18 protein-coding genes are annotated in these 23586 nt (G+C 73.3%); 6 read left to right on the forward strand and 12 right to left on the reverse strand.

Annotated features, from left to right (window positions below):
• Positions 1-29: 29 nt before the first annotated feature.
• Together GFH29_RS20475 and GFH29_RS13860 are read left to right on the forward strand one after the other, a co-directional pair.
• Entirely contained in the window at positions 30-1958 is a 1929-nt protein-coding gene (locus GFH29_RS20475; protein WP_194288949.1) for a thioester domain-containing protein, read from the forward strand.
• A gap of 299 nt (positions 1959-2257) precedes the next feature.
• The gene (locus tag GFH29_RS13860; protein WP_153324415.1) at positions 2258-4171 is read left to right on the forward strand and encodes a thioester domain-containing protein; all 1914 of its coding nucleotides are present in this window, start codon (positions 2258-2260) and stop codon (positions 4169-4171) included.
• 139 nt (positions 4172-4310) lie between these two features.
• On the opposite strand, the gene GFH29_RS13865 is transcribed toward GFH29_RS13860, so the two are convergent.
• The 3 genes from GFH29_RS13865 to hrcA form a co-directional block, all read right to left on the reverse strand.
• Positions 4311-5060, reverse strand: coding sequence for a 16S rRNA (uracil(1498)-N(3))-methyltransferase (locus GFH29_RS13865; protein ID WP_153324416.1), 750 nt, complete (start codon positions 5058-5060; stop codon positions 4311-4313).
• A 4-nt stretch (positions 5061-5064) separates the two neighbouring features.
• Entirely contained in the window at positions 5065-6234 is a 1170-nt protein-coding gene (gene dnaJ, locus GFH29_RS13870; RefSeq protein ID WP_153324417.1) for a molecular chaperone DnaJ, read from the reverse strand.
• Between the two features lie 87 nt (positions 6235-6321).
• On the reverse strand, positions 6322-7344 hold the full coding sequence (hrcA, locus tag GFH29_RS13875; RefSeq protein WP_153324418.1) for a heat-inducible transcriptional repressor HrcA: 1023 nt from the start codon (positions 7342-7344) through the stop codon (positions 6322-6324).
• Between the two features lie 173 nt (positions 7345-7517).
• Here hrcA and GFH29_RS13880 point away from each other — a divergent pair, with 173 nt between their 5' ends.
• From GFH29_RS13880 to GFH29_RS13895, 4 genes are all read left to right on the forward strand, one after another.
• Entirely contained in the window at positions 7518-8267 is a 750-nt protein-coding gene (locus tag GFH29_RS13880; protein WP_153324419.1) for a hypothetical protein, read from the forward strand.
• 24 nt (positions 8268-8291) lie between these two features.
• On the forward strand, positions 8292-9140 hold the full coding sequence (locus GFH29_RS13885; protein WP_153324420.1) for an MBL fold metallo-hydrolase: 849 nt from the start codon (positions 8292-8294) through the stop codon (positions 9138-9140).
• A 16-nt stretch (positions 9141-9156) separates the two neighbouring features.
• Positions 9157-9375, forward strand: coding sequence for a hypothetical protein (locus tag GFH29_RS13890; protein WP_153324421.1), 219 nt, complete (start codon positions 9157-9159; stop codon positions 9373-9375).
• 73 nt (positions 9376-9448) lie between these two features.
• Positions 9449-10294 carry a DUF3097 domain-containing protein gene (locus tag GFH29_RS13895; RefSeq protein WP_153324422.1) on the forward strand — a complete coding sequence of 282 codons (846 nt, stop codon included), beginning with the start codon at positions 9449-9451 and terminating at the stop codon, positions 10292-10294.
• 16 nt (positions 10295-10310) lie between these two features.
• Here GFH29_RS13895 and GFH29_RS13900 read toward each other — a convergent pair whose 3' ends face one another.
• The 9 genes from GFH29_RS13900 to lepA all read right to left on the reverse strand — a co-directional run bounded on the left by GFH29_RS13900 (position 10311) and on the right by lepA (position 23571).
• Positions 10311-10742 carry a TM2 domain-containing protein gene (locus GFH29_RS13900; protein WP_153324423.1) on the reverse strand — a complete coding sequence of 144 codons (432 nt, stop codon included), beginning with the start codon at positions 10740-10742 and terminating at the stop codon, positions 10311-10313.
• 97 nt (positions 10743-10839) lie between these two features.
• Complete coding sequence (gene hemW / locus GFH29_RS13905) at positions 10840-12078, reverse strand: radical SAM family heme chaperone HemW (RefSeq protein WP_153324424.1); 1239 nt, start codon at positions 12076-12078, stop codon at positions 10840-10842.
• A 59-nt stretch (positions 12079-12137) separates the two neighbouring features.
• Complete coding sequence (locus tag GFH29_RS13910; RefSeq protein ID WP_153324425.1) at positions 12138-15587, reverse strand: error-prone DNA polymerase; 3450 nt, start codon at positions 15585-15587, stop codon at positions 12138-12140.
• 28 nt (positions 15588-15615) lie between these two features.
• Positions 15616-17181: a DNA polymerase Y family protein gene (locus GFH29_RS13915; RefSeq protein ID WP_153324426.1), complete on the reverse strand. Its 1566-nt coding sequence runs from the start codon at positions 17179-17181 to the stop codon at positions 15616-15618.
• Positions 17181-17867 (reverse strand): hypothetical protein, encoded by a 687-nt coding sequence (locus GFH29_RS13920; RefSeq protein ID WP_228387490.1) that lies wholly within the window; start codon positions 17865-17867, stop codon positions 17181-17183. The genes GFH29_RS13915 and GFH29_RS13920 overlap by 1 nt, the downstream gene beginning before the upstream one ends.
• 186 nt (positions 17868-18053) lie before the next feature.
• Positions 18054-19877 carry an AMP-dependent synthetase/ligase gene (locus tag GFH29_RS13925; protein ID WP_153324428.1) on the reverse strand — a complete coding sequence of 608 codons (1824 nt, stop codon included), beginning with the start codon at positions 19875-19877 and terminating at the stop codon, positions 18054-18056.
• A gap of 170 nt (positions 19878-20047) precedes the next feature.
• A complete protein-coding gene (locus tag GFH29_RS13930; RefSeq protein WP_228387491.1) occupies positions 20048-20701 on the reverse strand; it encodes an MOSC domain-containing protein in 654 nt (217 codons plus the stop codon).
• Positions 20702-20724: 23 nt separating this feature from the next.
• Complete coding sequence (locus GFH29_RS13935) at positions 20725-21642, reverse strand: aminoglycoside phosphotransferase family protein (protein ID WP_153324430.1); 918 nt, start codon at positions 21640-21642, stop codon at positions 20725-20727.
• 18 nt (positions 21643-21660) lie between these two features.
• Complete coding sequence (lepA, locus tag GFH29_RS13940; protein WP_153324431.1) at positions 21661-23571, reverse strand: translation elongation factor 4; 1911 nt, start codon at positions 23569-23571, stop codon at positions 21661-21663.
• Positions 23572-23586: the final 15 nt, after the last annotated feature.

Consider the following 23586-nt stretch of genomic DNA (forward strand, 5'->3'; position numbering starts at 1 on the left):
AGTCGCCGTCCATTTTCCGGAGGTGACTCATGCATCCAACCCTTCTCCGGCGACTGGCGGTCGTGCTCACCACGCTCCTGCTGGGCGCCACCACATTTCTCGTGCCCTCGCCCGCCGGGGCCGCACCGGCATCCGGCGGGCAGGCCCGCGACGGCCTCGGCTCGATCTTCACCGAGCTCCAGATCCTCCCCATGACCGGCGACCTGGGCGTGATCGGCGTCCAGGCGCACCAGGCGCCGGCGAGCTTCGACCCGCTCACCGGCTACCCGGAGACGCTCCCGCCGGGGTCGAAGCCCAAGAAGACCTCCTACCTGGGACCGATCCCGACCAAGGACCCGAACGGCAACACCGCCCTCACCTACTGCATCGACCTGGTCGTCAGCACCGACAGCGGGGTCAACTACGAGCGCGGCGAGTGGACCGAGGCCAACGTGCCGAACATCGGCTACATCGCCTACCTCCTGAAGAACTACTACCCCGCCGCGCCGCGGCCGGCGGACGTACCCGACAACGTCAAGGCCGCCGCCGTGCAGGCCGCGATCTGGTACTTCACCGACCGGCTGGTGATCGACGCGGAGGCCGAGCCCGAGTTCTTCGCGCTGACGTCGGCCATCGTCGCCGACGCGCTCGCCCACGGTCCCGCGACCGAGCCCGCGGCGCCGAACCTCTCGATCTCCCCTGACACGGCAGGGGCGCCCGAGACCGGGGACCCGGCCGGACCCTTCACCGTCACCGCCGACGGACCCGCGACGCTGCGGGTCGACGGCGTCGAGGTGTTCAGCGACGCGGCCGGCACCCAGCAGCTGGCCGACGGCGACACCGTGCAGGCCGGCGCACAGCTGTGGGTCCGCTCGGTCAGCCCGGACACGCCCCAGGGATTCTCGCTTCAGCGCCAGGTGACGGTCCCCGTGAACACCGTGTACCTCTACGACGGCAGCAACCCCGGCCGGAAGGACGCGCAGAAGATCATCCTCGCCCAGGACGCGACCCTCGAGGCGGTGGCGAGCGTGCGCATCACGCCGTACGCCGCGGGCGGGATCGAGGTCACCAAGACCATCAGCGGCACCGGGGCCGGGCTCCAGGACCGCGTGGTCGTCGAGGTCTCCTGCACCCCGCAGGGGGGCGGCGACCCGGTCGTGCGCACGGCCACGATCCCGGCCGGCACCGGCGCGGGCACTCAGATCCTGTCGTTCACCGGCCTGCCGGACGGCGCGCAGTGCACGATCACCGAGACCGAGAACGGCGACAACGAGTTCGTCAACCTCACCGCCTCCTCCCTGGCGCCCGACACCGTCACGATCGTGGCCGGCACGGCCGTCGTGGTCGAGGCCAGCAACGAGTACGAGCGCGCCTACGGGCAGCTGCAGGTCACCAAGCGGATCACCGGACCCGCCGCCGGCGCTCAGGACGAGGTCGTGATCGCCGTCGACTGCGACGACCCGCAGGGCGCGTCCCCCGAGGGCGCCTTCGACCGGGAGTACACGATCCCGGCCGGCGCCCCGGCGGGCTCCTACCCGCAGGAGGTCGTCGCTGAGATCCCTGCCGGCACCGTCTGCACGGTGACCGAGACCACCGACGGGGCCACCGACACCGTCGTCGCCGCACCGGTGCGCATCACGCCGGGCACCGCCACGATCACCGACGGGGAGACCGCGGCCGTCACGGTCACCAACACCTACCGCGAGCGGGAGGTCGTCCCGGACCCGGAGCCGACCCCGGACCCTGGCCAGGACCAGGACCCGGACCCGGACCCGGACCCGGGTCAGCGCGATGACCAGGACCAGGAGGAGGCGCGGGTCGAGGAGGACGAGGAGGCCGACGTGGCCTCCGGCGACCTGCCCCACACCGGCGGGCAGGGCGGCCTGGTCGCGCTGCGCCTCGGGCTGGCACTGCTGCTCAGCGGCGCCGGGCTGCTGGCGGCGCGCCGCCTCGCCGGCCTCCGCACCAGGAAGTCCTGACCCCGGCCGAGGGCGCCCGCACCGCTGGCACCATCACCGCCAGCGGTGTGGCGTCCACCCCGGAGGCCACGTGCCGTGGGAGGTCGAGGTCGACCCCTCCGACCTGGAGCCGGGTGAGTACACCTTCGTCGCGCGCACCGACGACCCGTCAGGGGCGCCGAGGGCAACGGGCCGACGGAGGACACCAAGACCATCACCGTGGGCTAGGTCGCATATCAGCGCGATCTGAGGAGGGCAAGGCGACACACCGGTGGGGCCGCGTGATAAATGATTCGCCGTCCATTTTCCGGAGGTGACTCATGCATCCGACCCTTCTCCGGCGACTGGCGGTCGTGCTCACCACGCTCCTGCTGGGCGCCACCACATTTCTCGTACCCTCACCCGCCGGGGCGACACCGGCTGGCGGGCAGGTACGCAGCCTCGGCTCGATCTTCACCGAGCTCCAGACGGTCTCCATCACCGGCCAGCCAGGACTTCGCAACGTCGACAGCTTCGTCGCGCCGTCCAGCTTCGACCCGCTCACCGGCTACCCGGAGACAACCCCGGAGGGATCCACGCCCCACCAGGACTCCTACCTGGGGCTGATCCTGGCGAAGGACGGCCACGGCGAGAACGCTCTCACCTACTGCATCGACATGTTCACCGGCACGGGGGCCGGGATCAACTACAAGCGCGGTGACTGGAGCGAGGCCAACGTGCCGAACATCGGCTACCTCGGCTACATCCTGGAGAACTACTTCCCCACCGCGCCGCGTCCGGCGGGCGTCTCCGACGACCTCAAGGCCGCCGCCACGCAGGCCGCGATCTGGTACTTCACCGACCGGATGGTGCTCGACCCCGCCGCCGAGCCCGAGCTGCACGCGCTGACGTCGGCCATCGTCGCCGACGCACTCGCCAACGGTCCCGCGACCGAGCCCGCGGCGCCGAACCTCTCGATCTCCCCCGACACGGCCGAGGCGCCCGTGACCGGGGAGCTGGTCGGGCCCTTCACCGTCACCGCCGACGGACCCGCGACGCTGCTGGTCGACGGCGTCGAGGTGTTCAGCGACGCCGCTGGCACCCAGCAGCTGGTCGACGGCGACACCGTGCAGGCCGGCGCACAGCTGTGGGTCCGCACGGTCAGCCGGGACACGCCCCAGGGATTCGCCCTCCAACGCCAGGTGAGGGTCCCCGAAAGCACCGTTTACCTCTACGACGGCAGCACCCCCGGATGGTCCGACGCGCAGAAGCTGATCCTCGCCCAGGAGAAGACCCTCGAGGCAGTGGCGAGCGTGCGCATCACGCCGTACGCCGAGGGCGGGATCGACGTCATCAAGACCATCGGCGGCACCGGGGCCGGGCTCCAGGACCGCGTGGTCGTCGAGGTCACCTGCACCCCGCAGGGTGGCGGCGACCCGGTCGTGCGCACGGCCACGATCCCGGCTGGGACCGGTGCGGGCCGCCAGACCCTGTCGTTCACCGGCCTGCCGGCCGGGGCGCAGTGCACGATCACCGAGACCGAGAACGGCGACAACGCCCTCGTGAACCTCACCGCCTCCTCCCTGGAGCCCGACACCGTCACGATCGCCGAGGGTGCGATCGTCGAGGTCGTGGCCACCAACGAGTACGAGCGCGCCTACGGGCAGCTGCAGGTCACCAAGCGGATCACCGGGCCCGCCGCCGGCGCGCAGGGCGAGGTCGTGATCGCCGTCGACTGCGACGACCCCGAGGACGCCTTCGACAGGGAGTACACGATCCCGGCCGGCGCCCCGGCGGGCTCCCACCCGCAGGCAGTCGTCACCGACATCCCCGCCGGCACCGTCTGCACGGTCACCGAGACAGCCAACGGGGCCACCGACACCGTCATCGCCGGACCGGTACGCATCGAGCCCGCCACCGCCACGATCACCGACGGGGAGACCGCGGCGGTCACCGTCACCAACACCTACCGCGAGCGGGAGGCGGGTCCGGAGCCGACCCCGACCCCGGACCCGGAGCCGACCCCGGACCCTGGCCAGGACCAGGACCCGGACCAGGGTCAGCGCGATGACCAGGACCAGGACGAGGCCCGGGTCGAGGAGGACGACGAGGCCGTGGTGGCCTCCGGCGACCTGCCCCACACCGGCGGCCAGGGTGCCCTGGTCGCGCTGCGCCTCGGGCTCGCACTGCTGCTCAGCGGTGCCGGACTGCTCGCGCTGCGCCGCCTCCCCGGCCTCCGCACCCCGCGGTCGTGACCCCGGGGGCACCCACGTCGCGCGCCTGAGCGCGACGCGTCCGCTCGATCGCCGTCACCCGCGCCCGCACCTGCGGGCGCGGGTGACGGCTTGCCCGCTCGAGCCGGTCGACGACCGGCGGGGCGGTGGGCCGCCGGGGTCAGGACCAGCGCGGGGTGCGCGACAGCAGCGCGGCCGTCGCGGCGACACCGGCTGTGGAGGTGCGCAGCACCTCGGCACCCAGGCGCACCGAGGCGGCCCCAGCCGCGACGAACGCGGCGACCTCCTCGTCGGTGAGCCCGCCCTCGGGGCCGACCACGATCACGAGCGGGCCCTCGGCTGGCAGGTTGAGGGAGGCGAGCGGCACCGATGCCTCCTCGTGCAGCACGACCGCCAGCGGGGCGTCGGCGACCAGGGCGAGCACGTCGTTGGTGGAGGCCAGCTCGTCGACGACCGGGAACCAGCTGCGCCGCGACTGCTTGGCGGCCTCCCGGGCCGTGGCCCGCCAGCGGGCCAGGGACTTCGCGGCGCGCTCGCCCTTCCAGACCGCGACCGAGCGCGACGCGGCCCACGGGACCACCCGCGCCACGCCGACCTCGGTGAGCATCTCGACCGCGAGCTCGCCGCGGTCGCCCTTGGGGAGCGCCTGCACGACCACGATCGCGGGCGCAGGCTCGGGGATCCGGCGCACGTCGAGCACCGTGGCGCTCAGCAGCCGCTTGCCGGTGGCGGCGATCTCGGCCGTGACCGATGTGCCGGCTCCGTCGGTGAGCACCAGCCGCTCCCCCACGCGCATGCGGCGTACGGCGACGGCGTGGTGGGCCTCGTCGCCCTCCAGGGTCAGCGACGTGCCGGGTGCGGCGTCGACCAGGGAGTCGGCGGAGTCGACCAGGTGGACCGGGAGCGACATCGGCTCAGTGGTTGAACGCGTCGCGCAGCCGGCCGAAGACCGACTTGGAGCCGGGACGGACCTGCCCGCCCGGGTTCTCCTCGCCCCGCAGGGCGGCGAACTCACGCAGCAGCTCCTCCTGGCGGGCGTCCAGACGGGTCGGGGTCTCGACGGCCACCGCGACCACCAGGTCGCCGCGCCCGCCGCGCAGGCCGGGCACACCGCGCCCACGCAGCACCTGCTGGCTGCCCGACTGGGTGCCCGGACGCACCTCGAGCTCGAACTCGGTCTCCTTGCCCTCGCGGTCCTCCTCGTCGAGGTCGGCCTCGAGGGTGGGCAGCGTGAGCGTGGTGCCGAGCGCCGCGGCGCTCATCGGGACCGTGACCGTGCAGTGCAGGTCGTTGCCCTGGCGCACGAAGGTCTCGTGCGGAGCCACCCGGATCTCGACGTACAGGTCGCCGGCGGGGCCGCCACCGGGGCCGACCTCGCCCTGCTCGGCCAGCTGCACGCGCACACCGTCGTCGACGCCCGCGGGGATCTTGACGGTGAGGCTGCGGCGCGAGCGCACGCGGCCCTCGCCGGAGCACTCCCGGCACGGGTCGGGGATGATCGAGCCGAGACCACGGCACGCCGCGCAGGGGCGCAGCGTGCGGATCTCGCCGAGGAAGGACCGCTGCACGTGGGCGACCTCGCCCTGGCCGTGGCAGGTCTCGCAGGTGACCGGCTGGCTGCCGGGGGCGGCACCGTCGCCGTGGCAGGTCTCGCACAGCACCGCGGTGTCGACCTTGAGCTCGCGGGTGACGCCGAACGCCGCCTCGGCAAGCTCGACCTCGAGACGGATCAGGGCGTCCTGGCCGCGCTGGACGCGCGAGCGCGGGCCACGTCCGCCGCCGGCGCCCGGCTGACCGCCGAAGAAGGCGTCCATGATGTCGGTGAAGGAGAACCCGGCGCCCTGGCCGAAGCCGCCGGCACCGGCGCCGGCGAACGGGTCGCCGCCGCGGTCGTACGCCGCGCGCTTCTGCGGGTCGGAGAGCACCTCGTAGGCGTGGCTGACGACCTTGAACTGCTCCTGCGTCTCCGGGTCGGGGTTGACGTCCGGGTGCAGCTTGCGCGCGAGCCTCCGGTAGGCCTTCTTGATGGTGTCGGCGTCCGCGTCGCGGGCGACACCGAGAAGCTCGTACAGGTCCTGGCTCAACGTCTGCTCTCTCTGCTGGGGCGGTGCGGGGCGAGGGCTGCCGGGAGGCAGCCCGGAGTGGGTGGAGGCGTCCGGCGGTGGGGCCGGTCAGCCCTCCTCGAGGATGCGCGACACGTAGCGGGCGACGGCGCGCACCGCTGACATCGTGCCGGGGTAGTCCATGCGGGTCGGTCCGACGATGCCGAGCGTGGCCACGGCGCTGTCGCGCGGGCCGTAGCCGGTGGCCACGACGCTCGTCGAGGAGAACTGCTCGTAGGGGCCCTCCGCGCCGATGCGCACGGTCAGCGCCCCGCCGGAGGTCGCCTCGCCGAGGAGCTTGAGGAGTACGACGTGCTCCTCGAGCGCCTCCAGGAGCGGGCGGACCGCGGAGTCGAAGGAGTCGCCGTAGCGCGCGAGGTTGGCCGCGCCACCCACGGCGATCCGCTCCGAGGAACGGTGGTCGACCATCGCCTCGACGAGCGCGTCGACCACGGCCGCGGTGTGCACCGCCTCGGGCGCCGGGTGCTCGGGGACGATGTCGCCCAGCGCCGTCGCGGCCGCGGAGATCACCTCGCCGGTGGCGGCCCGGTTGACCCGGGCGCGCAGGTCGGCGAGCGCCTGGTCGTCGATCTCGGAGTCGAGCTCGACGAGGCGCTGCTCGACCCGGCCGGTGCTCAGGATCAGCACCGCCAGGAGCCGGGTCGGGGTCAGCGACACCAGCTCGATGTGGCGCACGGTCGAGCGCGAGAGCGTGGGGTACTGCACGACGGCGACCTGGCGGGTCAGCTGGGAGAGCAGGCGCACGGAGCGCTGCACCACGTCGTCGAGGTCCACGGCCCCGTCGAGGAACGAGGAGATCGCGCGACGCTCCGCGCTGCTCATCGGGCGCACCGTGGTGAGCCGGTCGACGAAGAGCCGGTAGCCCTTGTCGGTGGGGACCCGGCCGGCACTGGTGTGCGGCTGGGTGATCAGGCCCTCGTCCTCGAGGGCCGCCATGTCGTTGCGCACCGTGGCGGGCGAGACGCCCAGCCCGTGCCGCTCGACCAGGGCCTTGGAGCCCACCGGCTCCTCTGTCGCGACGTAGTCCTCCACGATCGCGCGGAGCACGGCGAGCCTGCGGTCCTCCTGCATGTCTCGCCTCCCTGATCCATCGAACTTGTCGGTCTCGGGTCCAGCACACAGGGCGCTGGCACTCCACATCCTGGAGTGCCAATCCTACTAGGCGTCCCGCCCACTCGGTGGAATCCACGCTCGCGCGGCGCAGGCAGGAAGGTTAGGCTGGCCTTACTTACGTAGGAGGAGCCGTGACCGCAGACCCCACCACCCGCCCGCTGCTCGATCCCGAGCAGGATGCCGCCCACGCGCGCAGCGTGCTGGCCTGCCCCGCCGCCGTCACCCTAGCCATCCAGGGGACCATCGAGGGAGCGGTCGATGGCCGCACCGACTCCGTGGTCGACACGACCGCCACCGGCCTCGGCGTGGACGACCGTCACGGCACCCCCACCTTCCACTGCCCCGCCGGCTCCGGGCTCGCCGACGCCGCCGCCCGCGGCGCCCGCGCCACGATCACCGTGAGCAGCGGGCTCGGCGCCCCCGGCTCCGTCGAGCGCAACACCCAGCTGCTGGTCTCCGGTCGTCTCGCGGTGTGCGGGACCACCAGCTGCCGCTGCTGCGCGGAGTCCCGCGAGACGGTCGTCCTGACCCCCGAGACCGTCCTGCTCGCCCCGCCCGGGGCCCCGGCCGTCGAGGTCGCCCTGCCGCTGTTCCGCTCCCCCGACCACGAGCTCAACACCGGCTACCTCCAGCGCATCGCCCGGCACGTCGCCGAGGAGCACCAGGACCGGCTGCGCCGCACCGTCGCCACGGCCACCGCCACCCCGCTCGAGGAGGTGCTCGGCGTCGGGCTCTCCGCGCTGACCCGCGAGGGCGTCGACGTCGGCTGGGTCGACCTGCAGGGCGCCCACCGCTCCACGCTCACCTTCCCCCGGCCGGCGCGCAGCGCCGCCGAGCTGAGCGCGATGCTGCGCCGCGAGCTCGACGCCGGCCCCTGCTGAGCGGGACGCCGTAGGCTCACCCGGGTGAGCTTCAGGGAGGTCGCCGACCGGGTGTGGGTCGCACGCCACGAGTGGTTCGACGTCAACGTCACGCTCGTCGGCGGCGCGGACGGGCTGCTCGTGGTGGACACCCACGCCTCCGACGCAGCGGCGCGCGCCGTGATCGACGACGTGCGCCGCCTGGGCCGCGGGGAGGTCGTCGGGGTGGTCAACACCCACGAGCACTTCGACCACACCTTCGGCAACGGCGCCTTCCGCCGCACCTACGGGCCGGTCCCGATCCACGCCCACGAGGTGGCCGCCGCCGCGACCCCCGAGGCCGGAGCGCGCGCCCAGCGGGAGTACGCCGCCGACCCCGACGACCCGCACCGCGACGAGGTCCTCGCGACCGAGGTCGTGCCCGCCGACCACCCGTTCTCCTCTGCCCGCGCGCTCGACCTGGGCGACCGCCTCGTCGAGCTGGTCCACCCCGGTCGCGGCCATACCGCCGGCGACCTGGTGGTGCGGGTGCCCGATGCCGACGTCCTGCTCGCCGGAGACCTGGTCGAGGAGTCGGCCCCGCCGTCGTACGGGCCGGACAGCCACCCGATGGAGTGGCCGCTGAGCCTGGACCTCGTGCTCTCGCTCACCACCCCAGCGACCGTGGTCGTGCCCGGGCACGGCGCCCCGGTGGACCGCGCCTTCGTGGAGGAGCAGCGCGGGCTGCTCGGCGTGGTGGCCGAGACCGTCCGTGACCTCGCCGGGCGCGGCGTACCGCTCGAGGCGGCGCTGGCCGAGGCGGAGTGGCCGTGGCCGCGCGAGCACCTGGTGCACGCCGTCCGACGTGGCTATGAGCACCTGCCGCGCGCGCAGCGCCGGTTGCCTCTCGTCTGAGCGGGTACTCCGGGGCATGAGCGAGGAGACCCCGCGACCCGACCCGGCCCCGTCCCACGAGCACGTCCACGTCGACATCCCGGACGACGAGCTGCCCGAGGACCTGCGGCCCACCGACGACAACCCGTTGGCCAAGGGCCTCCCGCCCGGCGAGGGCGTGCCCGACCTGCTCGAGGCGGGCAAGCACGCCACCGAGGACGACGAGGACGACCAGGCCGCCGAGCGCCAGGCGTAGCGCAGGTCACACCGACACCCTCGCGCGGCGCGTCTCGCCCGGACTGTCGGTGGGCCGACCTAGCGTGGTGCGGGTGACCGATCGTTACGGCTCCGACGTCCTCTCCGGTGACTGGCGTGCGCCCAAGCGCGGGCGCGCCGTCGAGACCTCCGCCGACCCCGGCCTCGTCGTCGAGGAGGTCACCACCGACTGGGTGGGCGAGATCGTCGCGGTGGACCGCGACCTGCACACCGTCACCCTCGAGGACCGGCGTCACAAGCGCCGCACGTTCCCGCTGGGCGCCGGCTTCCTGCTGGAGGGCAAGCCGGTCATCCTCACCGCCCCGGTGCGCCGGGTCGCGCCCGCGAAGCCGACCCGCACCGCGTCCGGCTCGGTGGCCGTCCACGACGCCAAGGCGCGCGTCGCGCGCGCCAGCCGCATCTTCGTGGAGGGCCGCCACGACGCCGAGCTGGTCGAGAAGGTCTGGGGCGACGACCTGCGCATCGAGGGCGTGGTCGTGGAGTTCCTCGGCGGCGTCGACGACCTCGCCGACCACCTGGTCGACTTCAAGCCCGGTCCGCAGCGGCGCGTCGGCGTGCTGGTCGACCACCTGGTCCCGGGCTCGAAGGAGTCCCGCATCGCCCAGGGCATCGCCCGCTCCGCGGTGGGCAAGCACGTCTTGATCGTCGGCCACCCGTTCATCGACGTGTGGCAGGCGGTCAAGCCCGACCGGCTGGGGCTGGCGCAGTGGCCCACGATCCCGCGCTCGATCGAGTGGAAGAAGGGCGTGTGCCAGCACCTCGGCTGGCCGCACCGCAACCAGACCGACATCGCGCGGGCCTGGCAGCACATCCTGGGCAAGGTCTCGTCCTACAACGACCTCGAGCCCGCACTGCTCGGGCGGGTCGAGGAGCTCATCGACTTCGTGACCGCCGAGTGAGCTCCCCGACCGTCGCTCAGCTGCGCAGCATGTAGCCCTCAGCGTCCTTGCTGTCGGTGGCCAGGATGATGATGCCGTCGATGAAGGGCCACAGCGCGCCGATGCCGCAGGTCACGATCGTCACCACCAGCTGGGCGATGCCGATGCCGGTGTAGCCGGCGTAGAGCCGGCCGATGCCCAGCGGGAGCAGCAGCTGCAGCAGGCCGGCGACGAGCTTGGACTTCTCCGAGTACGGGATGCCGGTCGTCGGGTGCACGCCGTACGGCGCACCGGGCACCGCGCCCGGGACTCCGCCGTAGGGCGGGTAGGCCTGGCCGTAGCCGGGAGGCTGCTGGCCGTACGGCGGAGGCGGCTGCTGGGCGTACGGCTCCTGGCCGTAGGGCTGCTGGCCGTACGGCGAGGACTGGTCGTCGTCCTCGGGGCGGGGGTACTCGGGTCCCTGGGTCATGGCGTGCAGCCTAGGGGTCGCGGGGCGGTCGCGGGGGCCGGTCCCCGCGAACGGCGACCGGGACCAGGGAGATCTCAGGGTCGGGACGGCTCGCGGGTCAGGGCAGCAGGTCGCGGACCACCGCGTCGGCCAGCAGACGCCCCTGCCGGGTCAGCACCAGCCGCTCGGTGCCGGCCTCGAGCAGCCCGCGGTCCCGCAAGTCGGGCACCGCCTGGCGTCCGACCGGATCGAGCACGGCCGGGTCGAGGCCCTCGCGCAGCCGCAGCTCGAGCAGGACCCGCTCGACGTGCCGGTCCTCGGCGGCGAGCACCTCGCGGGCGTGGGCGGGGCTGCGGTCAGCGGCCAGCCGGTCGGCGTACGCAGCGGGGTGCTTGACGTTCCACCAGCGCACCCCGCCGATGTGGGAGTGCGCGCCCGGTCCGACGCCCCACCAGTCCGCGCCGGTCCAGTAGAGCTCGTTGTGCCGACAGCGCGCGGAGTCGTCCCCGGGCACGCCGCGGGCCCAGTTGGAGACCTCGTACCACCCGAGTCCGGCGGCGGTGAGCCGCTCGTCGGCCAGGACGTACTTGTCGGCCAGGTCGTCCTCGTCGGGCATCGCCAGCTCGCCGCGGCGCACCCGGCGGGCCAGCGCGGTGCCGTCCTCGACGATGAGGGAGTACGCCGAGACGTGGTCGGGCTCGCAGGCCAGGGCGGCCTCCAGCGAGGTCTCCCAGTCGGCGAGCGACTCCCCCGGCGTGCCGTAGATCAGGTCCAGGCTGACCTGCTCGAACCCCGCGGCGCGGGCCCACTCCACCGCCGCCGGCACCCGGCGCGGGTCGTGGGTGCGGTCCAGCACGGCGAGGACCTCGGGGACGGCCGACTGCATGCCGAAGGAGATCCGGGTGAAGCCGGCCGCGCGCAGCGCGTCGAGGTCGCGCAGGCTCACCGAGTCGGGGTTGGCCTCGGTGGTGACCTCGGCACCCGGGGCGAGCCCGAACTCGGTGTCGATGGCGGCCAGGATGCTGCCCAGGTCGGCGGGGCTCAGCAGGGTGGGCGTGCCGCCGCCGAGGAAGACCGTCTGCACCGGCACGTGACGCTCACCGAGCACCGCGCGGGCGCGTCGTACCTCCGCGACGGCGGCCTGGGCGTAGGTCGCCCGCGAGGCGCCGGGCGCGGTCCCGACCGGCCCCAGCTCGGCGGCGGTGTAGGTGTTGAAGTCGCAGTAGCCGCAGCGCACCGTGCAGAACGGGACGTGCACGTAGAACCCGAAGGGACGCTCCCCCACTCCGGCGAGCGCGGAGGCGGGAAGGGATCCGTCCAGCGGGACGGGGTCCCCGTCGGGGAGCGCGGAGGGCATGCCCCGATTGTCCCACCGCAGGCTCCGAGCGGCACGTTGAGGACACTCGGTCCCCCGGCTCACTGGAAGTCGCGGGAGCGGTGCCGGGCGCGCAGGGCGGCGCCGGCCTGGGGGTAGAGCTCCTCGAGCGGGCCGAGCCGGTCGGCGACGAGGTTGGTGACCCCGTCGGAGCGCTCGAGCATGCCGCGGATCACCATGCCGGCGGCCGACATCGCGGTGCGGCGGTGACGGCGCCACAGCCCGGCGCTGCAGATCACGTTGAGCATGCCGGTCTCGTCCTCGAGGTTGAGGAACGTGGTGCCGCCCGCGGTCCCCGGGCGCTGGCGGTGCACGACCAGCCCGGCGACGGTGACCCGGCGACCCGGCTCGGCGGTGCGCAGGTCGGCCACCGAGAGCAGCCCGGCGCGGCGCAGGTGCTCGCGCAGGTGGGTGAACGGGTGCCCGCCGGGGGTGATCCCGGTGGCCCACAGGTCGGCCATCGTGGTCTCGACCGCGTCCATCTCGGGCAGCATCGGCGCCGGCGCCGCCACCCGCAGCCCCTCGAGCTGGTCGGGGGACTCGGTCCACCCGGCGTTCCACAGCGCCTGGCGCCGGCTCAGCCCGCTGTCGTCGAAGACCCCGGCGGTGGCCAGCGCCTCGAGCTGGCGGGTGTCGAGCCGGGCGCGGCGCGAGAGGTCGGCCTGGTCGGTGAAGGGGTGCTCGGCGCGCGCCGCGACGATCCGCTCCGCGACGTCGGCGCCGATCCCGCGCACCGAGTCCAGCCCCAGCCGCACGGCGTACGCCGTGTCGCGGCGGTGCCCGGGGGTCGGGTCGGGCGTCCCCGGCACCCAGTCGGTGCGCCGCTGGTCGCGCAGGCAGCCGTCGGGCCCGACCGCTCCGGGGGCGGCGCCGGGCCGCAGCTCGAGGTCGGCGCGCGCCGCGGAGCGCATCAGGTCGGGGCGCAGCACCTCGACCCCGTGGCGCCGCGCGTCGCCGGTGAGCGACTGCGGGGAGTAGAAGCCCATCGGCTGGGCGCGCAGCAGCGCGGCGAGGAAGGCCGCCGGGTAGTGCAGCTTGAACCACGAGCTGGCGTAGACGAGCTTGGCGAAGGAGAGCGCGTGGCTCTCGGCGAAGCCGAAGTTGGCGAAGGAGAGAATCTTGACGTAGATCGCCTCGGCGTCCTCGCCGGTGATGCCCTTGGCGGCCATCCCGGCGAAGAGCTTCTCCTTGATCGACTCGATCCGCTCCACGCCGCGCTTGGAGCCCATCGCCCGGCGCAGCAGGTCGGCCTCATCAGGGGTGCAGTCGCCGAGCGTGCGGGCCATGTCCATCAGCTGCTCCTGGAACAGCGGCACCCCCTTGGTGCGCTCCAGCACCGGCACCAGCGAGGCGTGCGGGTAGTCGACCGGCTCGCGGCCGGTGGCCCGGCGGATGTAGGGGTGCACCGCCCCGCCCTGGATCGGGCCCGGGCGGATCAGCGCGATCTCGATGGCCAGGTCGTAGAACTCCCGCGGTCGCAGCCGCGGCAGGGTGCCGATCTGCGCGCGGCTCTCCACCTGGAAGACCCCGACAGAGTCGCCGCGGCACAGCATGTCGTAGACCGCCGGCTCCTCCTTGGGGATCGTCGCGAGCTCCCAGCGCTCCCCCAGGTGGTCGCCGACGATGCGCATCATGTGATCCAGCGCGCCGAGCATGCCGAGCCCGAGCAGGTCGAACTTGACCAGGCCCATGTATTCGCAGGAGTCCTTGTCCCACTGCAGCACCGTGCGCTTGTCCATCCGGGCCCGCTCGATCGGGCAGACCTCGCCGATCGGCCGCTCGGTGAGCACCATCCCGCCGGAATGGATGCCGAGGTGGCGCGGCGCCCCCAGCAGCTGCTCGGCCAGCGCCACCACCGCGGCCGGGATCTCGTGCTCGCCGTCCTCCCCCTGGCCGCTCCGGTCGCCGTCGCGGGGCGGGACCTCGATCCGGCTCCAGCTGGTGATCTGCTTGGACCAGGCGTCCTGCTGGCCCGGCGAGTGCCCGAGCGCCTTGGCGGCGTCACGGACCGCCATCTTGGGGCGGTAGCCGATGACGTTGGCGACCTGGGCGGCGTTGCGCCGGCCGTAGGTCTCATAGACCCACTGGATCACCTCCTCGCGCCGGTCGGAGTCGAAGTCGACGTCGATGTCGGGCTCCTCGTCGCGGTGCTCGGAGATGAAGCGCTCGAAGGGCAGCCGGTAGTAGACCGGGTCGATCGCGGTGATCCCGAGCGCGAAGCAGACAGCGGAGGCGGCCGCCGAGCCCCTGCCCTGGCACAGGATCCCCTGGGAACGGGCGAACGCGACGATGTCGTGGACGATGACGAAGTAGCCGGCGAAGTCCTTGCGCTCGATCACCGCCAGCTCGTGGTCGACCTTGAGCCGGGCGTCGTGCTCCAGCGGGGTCCCGGCGTAGCGCTCCGCGAACCCGCGCTCGGTGAGCTCGCGCAGCCAGCTGATCGGGGTGTGCCCCGGCGGGATGTTCTGCTTCGGCAGCCGCGGGCTGGCCTTCTGCAGGTCGAAGGCGAGCTCGTCGGCCAGCTGCACCGAGCGCTGCACCACACCGGGGTGCCGCGCGTAGCGGCGTGCCATCTCCTCACCGGTGCGCAGGCAGGCCGTCCCGGCCGGCGGCAGCCAGCCGGCGAGCTCGGTGAGGCTGCGCCGGGCCCGGATCGCGGCCATCGCGCCGGCCAGGTGGTGGCCCTCCGGGCGGGCGTGGTGGACGTTGTTGGTGGCCACGCACGGCAGCCCCCGCTCGCGCGCGATCGCGGCCAGCAGGTCGTCGTGGGCGCTGTCGAGCGGCAGCCCGTGGTCGGTCAGCTCGACCACGACGTGCTCGCGGCCGAACAGGTCGACGAGACGGTCCAGCCGCGCCGCCGCCGTCCGCGGGTCCGGAGTCGGCCCCGCCAGTGCCTGGCGCACCGCCCCCTTGCGGCACCCGGTCAGCACCAGCCAGTGGCCGCGGCCGCGCTCGGCGAGCTCCTCGAGGTCGTAGTCGGGGCGGCCCTTCTCGTCGCCGCGCAGCTGGGCCTCGGTGATCGCGCCGGCCAGCCGGTGATAGCCCTCCACCCCCCGGGCGAGCACCAGCAGGTGGGTGCCCTCCGGGTCGGCCACGCCCAGCTGGGGCCGGGTCAGCCCGAGGGAGAGCTCGGCGCCGTGGACCGTGCGCAGGTCGCGGCCGTCGCCGCGCGCGTGCAGCTGGGCGGCCTCGGCGAACAGCGGGGCGCCGTAGAACCCGTCGTGGTCGGTGATCGCCAGCCCGTGCAGCCCGAGCCGCAGCGCCTCGCGCACCAGCTGGTCGGGGGTGCTGGCGCCGTCGAGGAAGCTGTAGCTGCTGTGGCAGTGCAGCTCGGCGTACGGCGTGGCGACGACGTCGGGGCGCGGCACGTCGGCGGCGCTCGCGCTCTGGCGGCGCCGCGACACCGGGGCGTCGTCCTGCCCGGCGCGCGCCCGCCCGGAGAGCCGGCGCTCGAGCTCGCCCCACGGCATCTGCGGGTTGTTCCAGCCCATCAGTCCCACCTCCGCGACATCGTGGCCATCAGTCGTACGCCGCCTCGGTGCACCAGGTGTCCCCGGCGCTGTCGTAGGTGAGCAGCCATGCCCGGCCATCGACGCCCACCAGCTGGAAGCGGGCGATGCGGCGCGGCGCGACACCCGGGGGCGTCTCCCACCACAGCTCCTCCACCGGCCACGGACCGGTCCAGGCGGCGACCTGCTGCCAGCCGTCGGCGGGCCCGGGACGGAACTGCGCCGGCGCGCCGCTGGTCGCGCCCCGCTCGTCGACGACCACGACGGTGCCGTCGGCAGCGAGCACCCGGGCCTCCCAGGGGGTGCTGAGCACCCGGGCCGGGGCCGGCGGCGGGATGCTGCCCGGCCAGGGCAGCTCGCGGGGGCGCAGGTCGGTCGGGCGTTCCCCCCACGGCACCAGGCTCTGCCGCTCGGCCGGCGAGCGTCCGCCCTGGAGCACCGGGGCCACCACCGCCTCGTGGCCGAGCATGCCCTGCACCCGGGCGATGCCGCGCTCGACCCGCTCGTCGGTGCCGCCCCACAGCCCGTCGGCATGCACCGAGTCGGGCACCGCGGTCTCCGGCACCAGCCGGACCAGCTCCACCGGTGCGCGCACCGCGCCGCCGCGGAACCCGCCCTGCAGCTGCCAGTGCAAGCGGTCGACGAGGTCGGAGGCGCTGAACCAGCGCGGGTGCAGCCAGGTGCGCGAGGAGACGACCGTCCCCTCGCACTCCACCTCCACCCGCACCTCGGTGCAGGCCAGGTTGCGCGCGGCGAGGGAGGCGACGAACTCCTCGGCGGTGCGTCGGGCGCTGAAGCAGACGGTCTCGGCGGAGTCCAGCGGCGGCTCGAAGCCGATCTCGCGGACCAGGTCGGGAGGCGGGGTGCGCGGGGCGAGCAGGGTGTGGTCGGCACCGAGCACCACCTGCTGCACCCAGGCGGTGCGGGCACCGAACCGGGCGCGCACGTCGGCCGGCGGCAGTCCCGCCAGCGCGCCGAGGGTGCGCAGGCCGAGGCGACGCAGCAGCCCGACCGCGTCGGGGTCCTCGAGCACCTCGACCGGCAGGTCGCCCAGGAACGCCGCGGACTCCCCCACCGGCACCACGGTGCTCTCCTGGGGGCGGGCGTGGCGGGCGGCCTGCTCGGCGGTGAAGAGCTCGTCGGCCACCCCGGCGCGACAGTCCCACACCCCCAGCGCCACCAGCCGCTCGGCGAAGACGGCGGCCGCCTCCGCCTCCCCGCCGTAGTAGCGCCCCGGCGAGCGCAGCGCGACCAGTCCCGGGCGCAGCGGCGCGACCCCGGGCTGGAGCTCCTCCAGCGCGGCCAGCACGTCCTCGAAGGAGCGGGCGTCGCGGTCGGGGTTCGCGCCCAGCACCACCAGCTCGGGGCAGCGCGACTGCGCGTCGCGCCGGCGCATCCCGCGGCGTACGCCGAAGCCCCGCGCGGCGCCGTTGCAGGCGTGCACGGTGTTGGCGACGAAGACCGCGGCCGGCAGGTGGGCGGGCTGGCCCTCCTCCGCCAGCGCGGCCACCACCGGCCAGTCGGGGCACCACAGCACCAGCACGCGGGTGCGGGGGCGGGTCGTCGTCGCGCCCATCAGCCGGCCTCCCGCACCGCAGCCACCTCGGGGGCCGGCGCCAGAGCCGGCTCGCCGCGTCGTACGACGCCGTCCGGCGCGGGGAACCACAGCGGGGTGCGCTTGGCGGGCGCGGCCCCGCGCTGCACCGTGACCACCAGACGGCGCGAGCGCAGGTGGCCGGTGCCCGCGCCGACGCCTGACCAGCGGGGCTGCTCGACCGAGAGCCGGGCCTCGCTGCGCGGCCACCGACCGCACGCCACCAGCACCGAGCCGCGGGTGCGCAGCCGCGCCGACAGGGTGGAGGCGGCGTGCTCGGATACCCGGGCGGGCGGGCGGAGGACCACGACCTGCACGACGTCGACCAGCGCGGCGGTGACCTCCAGCCACAAGGTGCCGGGGTCGGGGACCAGGATCGTGCGCTCGAGCACCACCCCGAGCTCGGCGGCCGCCTCGACCCCGAGGTCGGGCATCCCGAGGACCGCGCTCCAGCCGCCGGCGGCCGACGGGCCGGCCATCAGCGCGAGCGCCAGCAGAGTGCTGTCGACCTCGTAGGTCCCGCCGGCGCGCAGCTGGAGCACCCCGGCCAGGGCCGGGTGGGAGTCGAGGGCCCGCCTGGGCACGCCGTCGCTCATCCGCTGCATGCGCTCGCGCAGCCGGCGGATCTCATCGGCCGCGTCGGCCGGGGAGGAGACGGAGATGACCACCGACCCATCATCGAACATATGTTCGAGATGGTCAAGCCCTGGCGATCAGCTCTTCTCAACCCGGGCGGCCCGTCATCTTCCAGAGTGCCACACGGCGCCGACACCCACCACGGCCCGCCCGGAGGACCGGGCGGGCCGTGGGGTGGAGCGGCAGAAACCGGAGGAGCGTGCCGGTCAGGGGGCGGATCAGCCGTAGAAGGAGGCGATCCGATCGGCGTTGTTCTGCGCGACCACGTTGCGCTTGACCTTCAGCGACGGGGTGAGCTCACCGGACTCGATGCTGAGGTCGTGGTCGAGGATCTCCCACTTCTTGATCGTCTCCCAGCGGTTGAGCCGACCGTTGAGCTCCTCGACGTACCCGCCGATCATCGTGTGGACCGCGTCGGAGCGGACGATGTCGGTGTAGGAGGCGCCGGCCATGTCGTTCTCCTGCGCCCAGGCCGTCATCGCGTCGGGGTCGAGGGTGACCAGCGCGACCACGAAGTTGCGCTCGTCGCCGAAGACCATGAACTGGCTGACGTAGGGGCACAGCGCCTTGAACTTCGACTCGATCGCGGACGGCGCGATGTACTTGCCGCCCGAGGTCTTGAACAGGTCCTTGATCCGACCGGTGATGGTCAAGAAGCCGTCCTCGTCGAGGCTGCCCTTGTCGCCGGTGCGCAGCCAGCCGTCCTCGGTGAACGCCTTCGCGGTCTCCTCGGGCAGGTTGTGGTAGCCCGCCATCACGTGCGGGCCGCGCAGCTGGACCTCGTCGTTGTCGCCGATGCGGATGTGCGAGCCCGGCAGCGCCGGCCCGACGGTGCCGATCTTGTAGTCGGCCGGGTGGTTGACCGCGGCGCCGGCGGCGTTCTCGGTCATGCCGTAGCCCTCGAGGATGAGGATGCCGGCGGCGTGGAACCACTCCGCGATCTCGGGGTTGAGGGCCGCGGAGCCGGAGATGAAGAACCGGACCCGGCCACCGAAGCGCTCGCGGACCTTGCTGAAGACCAGCTTGTCGAAGACCTTGTGCTGCATGCCGAGGGCGAACGGCACCGACTTGCCCTCGCGCTTGAGCCTGTCGACCTGGTTGCCGACGGCGAACGCCTTGAGGAAGATCTTCTCCTTCAGCCCGCCCTCGGCGGCCTGCATGGTGACGATCTTGCCGTGGGCCTTCTCGAAGATGCGCGGGGCAGCGCCCATGAACGTCGGCTTCACCACCGCGAGGTTGTCGACGATGCGGTCGATGCGCCCGTCGATGGCGGTGGCGTAGCCGCAGGCCAGCTGGGCGGCGAGCAGCACCTTGCCGAACGCGTGCGCCATCGGCAGCCACAGGAACTGCAGGTCACTCTCGTGCAGGATGTCCTGGGCCTCGATGGCCGCTCCCTGGTAGACCCAGGAGCGGTGCAGCAGGCGCACGCCCTTGGAGCGGCCAGTGGTGCCGGAGGTGTACATCAGCATCGCGAGCTGGTCGGGAGCGATCGACTTGGCGACGTCCTCGACGGCGGTCGGGTGCTCGGCGAGGTGTGCGCGCCCGAGGTCGGCCAGGTCGGCGAGGGAGAGCACCCAGTCGCCGTCGCCCTCCCCGTCGAAGAGCACGACCTTGTCGACCGTGGGGATGTCGGCACGGTGTGCCTGGAGCTTGGCGAGCTGCTCGGCGTCCTCGGCGAAGACGATCCGGCTCTCGGAGTCGCTGAGGATGTAGGCGACGTCGTCGGCGTTGGTGCTCGGGTAGACGGTCGTGGTCGCACCCCCGGCGCACATCACCGCGAGGTCCGCCAGGATCCACTCGTAGCGGGTGCCCGCGGCGATCCCGACGCGCTGCTCGGGCTCCAGCCCGAGCGCCAGCAGGCCGGCGGCGAGCTCGCGGACCTGCTCGCCGGTGCGGCGCCAGGTCACCGACTCCCAGGTGTCGTCGGGAAGCGGGTAGCGGAACGCCTCCGCGTCGGGCGACTTCGCGACCCGGTCGAGGAACTGGACGGCGATGTTCGGCGCGAGGTGGTCGACGAAGGTCGGATCGTGGTTCGCGGGCATGTCACTCCTGGCAGTGGACAGGGAGGGAAACGACACCCGCCGTTGGCCCTCCCGCGCGGCGATGGGTGCCTGTAACCTACGTCACCTCCTAACCCGCGGGTAACCCGAATCACCAAACCGATCGATAGATCCGGACACGTCCACGTCCCCGCCCTGCTAGAGAAGCCGGCTCAGGAGCGGGGTGCCCGCGCCACGAGGATCGCGCGCACCGACTCCGCGAGCGCCGGCGCGCCCAGCACCTGCGCGGTCAGCTCGCGCTCGGTGGTGAGGGCGCGGAAGAGCATCGCGACGCTCACGTCGTGCTCGGGCCGGTGCTCGACGACGATGGGGTCCCCGGACTGGACCACCCCCTCCTCCAGCACCCGCAGGTAGGGCCCCGGGCGCCCGTCTCGGGCGAACCGCTTGATCCAGCCGGTCGCGTCGTGGCCGGTCTGGGCCATGAAGCCCGCGAAGACCTTGCAGGGGGTGCGCACCTTGGCGACCTCGAGCAGCGCGGTCCCGACCCGCCACCGCTCCCCGATCAGCGCGGCGTTGACGTCGATGCCGTGGGTGGTGAGGTTCTCGCCGAACTGCCCGTCGGGCAGCGGGCTGCCGAGCTCGCGGCCCCAGCGATCGAGGTCCTCGCGGGCGAAGGCGTAGACCGCGTTGTCCGGGCTGCCGTGGTACTTGGTGTCGCAGACGCTGTCCCCGGCGAGGCCGCTGCGCAGCACCCGGACCGGCTGGTCGGTGCCGCGCTTGCGGATCGCGGTCCGCCCGACCCGCCCGGTCCACTCACCGCCCTCGGGCCGCCCGAGGTTCACCGACATCACGCGCGCGTTCTCCACGCCACCATCCTCGGGCATCCGGGTCAGTCCTGCACCGCCTTCGCCACCGTGACACAGCGGGTCAGCCAGTCATCGGAGGTGGTGGTGCGACCGGTGCCGGGCGGGTCCTGGAGGCGCCACAGCGCGTTGACCATCATCCGCACGACCACCCAGTCGCGGGCCCGGTGCTCCTCGAGGCCGGCGGTGTCGACGATGGTGTGGAAGCGCCGGCGCAGCCCGTCGCGCACGCCACCGGGACCGGAGCGGAGCTCCTCCCAGCGGTTCCACAGCAGTGGCGCGGGCTCGTAGTGGGGGTCCCCGGCGCGCGGCTTGGGGTCGATCGCGAGCCACTCCTCGCGGTCGCCGGCCAGCACGTTGGCGTCGTGCAGGTCGGTGTGCAGCAGCCGGTCGCCGCCGGGGACCTCGGCCGAGACGAGGTCGCGGGCGCTGCTCACGGCCTGCTCCACCAGGCGCCGCGGCAGCGGGGCATCGCGCGGCAGCGCGGCGAGCTCGTCGGCCCAGCGCGCGACGTACGGCGCGAGGCGGCGGATGCTGCCGGGGGCCGGGACGTGCAGGCGGCCGTAGAGGCCGGCGATGATCTCGCAGCTCTCCAGGTCCCAGCGCTCGGAGAGGTCCTCGGGGTGCAGGCGCTCCAGCAGCAGCGCAGCGCGGTGCGGGTCGGCGCGCAGCAGCTCCACGGCACCGCGGCCGTGCCAGTGCTGCAGCGCCAGGTGCTCCTGCTCGGCCTCCTCGTGCGGGAAGCCGACCTTGAGCGCGGCCGGGCGCCCGCCGGCGGTGCGGACCGGCACCACGAGCGCGGTGTGGCCGTAGGCCGGCTCGCCGTCCGTGGTGAGCTGCCACTCCCCCTGCAGCTCGCGCAGCAGGGCGGGCAGGGCGTCGAGCCACTGCGCCCACGCGGGACCGCGGGCGGCGTACGCCAGCAGTCCCGCGGGCAGGCTCACCTCGGGCTCACCACAGCGTTACTTCTTCTTGTCCGCCGCGGGCGTGTTGGAGAGCGCGGCGGCGAAGGCTTCCTGGGGGACCTCGACGCGGCCGACCATCTTCATCCGCTTCTTGCCCTCCTTCTGCTTCTCCAGCAGCTTGCGCTTGCGGGTGATGTCACCGCCGTAGCACTTGGCGAGGACGTCCTTGCGGATCGCGCGGATGTTCTCGCGGGCGATCACGCGGGCGCCGATCGCGGCCTGGATCGGGACCTCGAACTGCTGGCGCGGGATCAGGTCCTTGAGCTTGCCGGCCATCATCACGCCGTAGCCGTACGCCGCGTCGCGGTGCACGATCGCGGAGAACGCGTCGACCGGCTCGCCCTGGAGCAGGATGTCGACCTTGACCAGGTCGGCCGCCTGCTCGCCGGTGCGCTCGTAGTCGAGGGAGGCGTAGCCCTTGGTGCGCGACTTCAGCTGGTCGAAGAAGTCGAAGACGATCTCGCCCATCGGCAGGATGTATCGCATCTCGACGCGGTCCTCGGACAGGTAGTCCATGCCCTGCAGCGTGCCGCGCTTGGTCTGGCACAGCTCCATGATCGTGCCGATGTAGTCCGAGGGGCTCAGCACCGTCGCCTTGACGACCGGCTCGCGCACCTCGGCGATCTTGCCCTCGGGGTACTCGCTGGGGTTGGTGACGGTGACCTCGCTGCCGTCCTCCATGAGCACCTCGTAGACCACGTTGGGCGCGGTGGAGATCAGGTCGAGGCCGAACTCGCGCTCGAGGCGGTCGCGGGTGATCTCCATGTGCAGCAGGCCGAGGAAGCCGCAGCGGAAGCCGAAGCCGAGCGCGCCGGAGGTCTCGGGCTCGAAGGTGAGCGCCGCGTCGTTGAGCTGGAGCTTCTCCAGCGCCTCGCGCATGTCGGGGTACTGGTCGCCGTCGATCGGGTAGAGCCCGGAGTAGACCATCGGGTTGGGGTGCTGGTAGCCGCCGAGCGACTCGGTTGCCGGGCCGTGCATGGTGGTGACGGTGTCACCGACCCGCGACTGGCGCACGTCCTTCACGCCGGTGATCAGGTAGCCCACCTCGCCCACGCCGATCTCGCTGCCCTTGACCTGCTCGGGGCTGATCACGCCGACCTCGAGCATCTCGTGGGTCGCACCGGTCGACATCATCTTGATCTTGTCGCGGTGGTTGAGCTTGCCGTCGAAGACCCGGACGTAGGTGATCACGCCGCGGTAGGTGTCATAGACGGAGTCGAAGATCAGCGCGCGGGCCGGCGCGTCGGCGTCGCCGACGGGCGCGGGGGTCTGCTTGACGATCTCGTTGAGCAGCTCCTCGACGCCGATGCCGCTCTTGGCGCTCACCCGCAGCACGTCCTCGGGCTCGCAGCCGACGAGGCCGGCGAGCTCCGCGGCGTACTTGTCGGGATTGGCGCTGGGCAGGTCGATCTTGTTCAGCACCGGGATGATGTGCAGGTCGGCGTTCATCGCCAGGTAGAGGTTGGCCAGCGTCTGCGCCTCGATGCCCTGGGCGGCGTCGACGAGCAGGACCGCGGCCTCGCAGGCCTCCAGGGACCGCGACACCTCGTAGGTGAAGTCGACGTGCCCGGGGGTGTCGATCATGTTGAGCACGTAGGTGCCCGGCTCGGCTCCCTGCTCGTTGCCGTCCGGCACGGTCCACGGCATCCGCACGGCCTGGCTCTTGATCGTGATGCCGCGCTCGCGCTCGATGTCCATGCGGTCGAGGTACTGGGCGCGGGCGGCCCGCTCGTCGACCACGCCGGTGAGCTGCAGCATCCGGTCGGCCAGCGTGGACTTGCCGTGGTCGATGTGCGCGATGATGCAGAAGTTGCGGATGATCGCGGGATCGGTGTGGCCGGGCTTCGGCGCGGGGGTGTGAGGCACGAGCTCTTCTCGACGTACGTGGGTCGGGACGGACCCGACCATCATCCCATGCCAAAG

This window comes from Nocardioides sp. dk884 (assembly GCF_009557055.1).
GTDB lineage: Bacteria > Actinomycetota > Actinomycetes > Propionibacteriales > Nocardioidaceae > Nocardioides.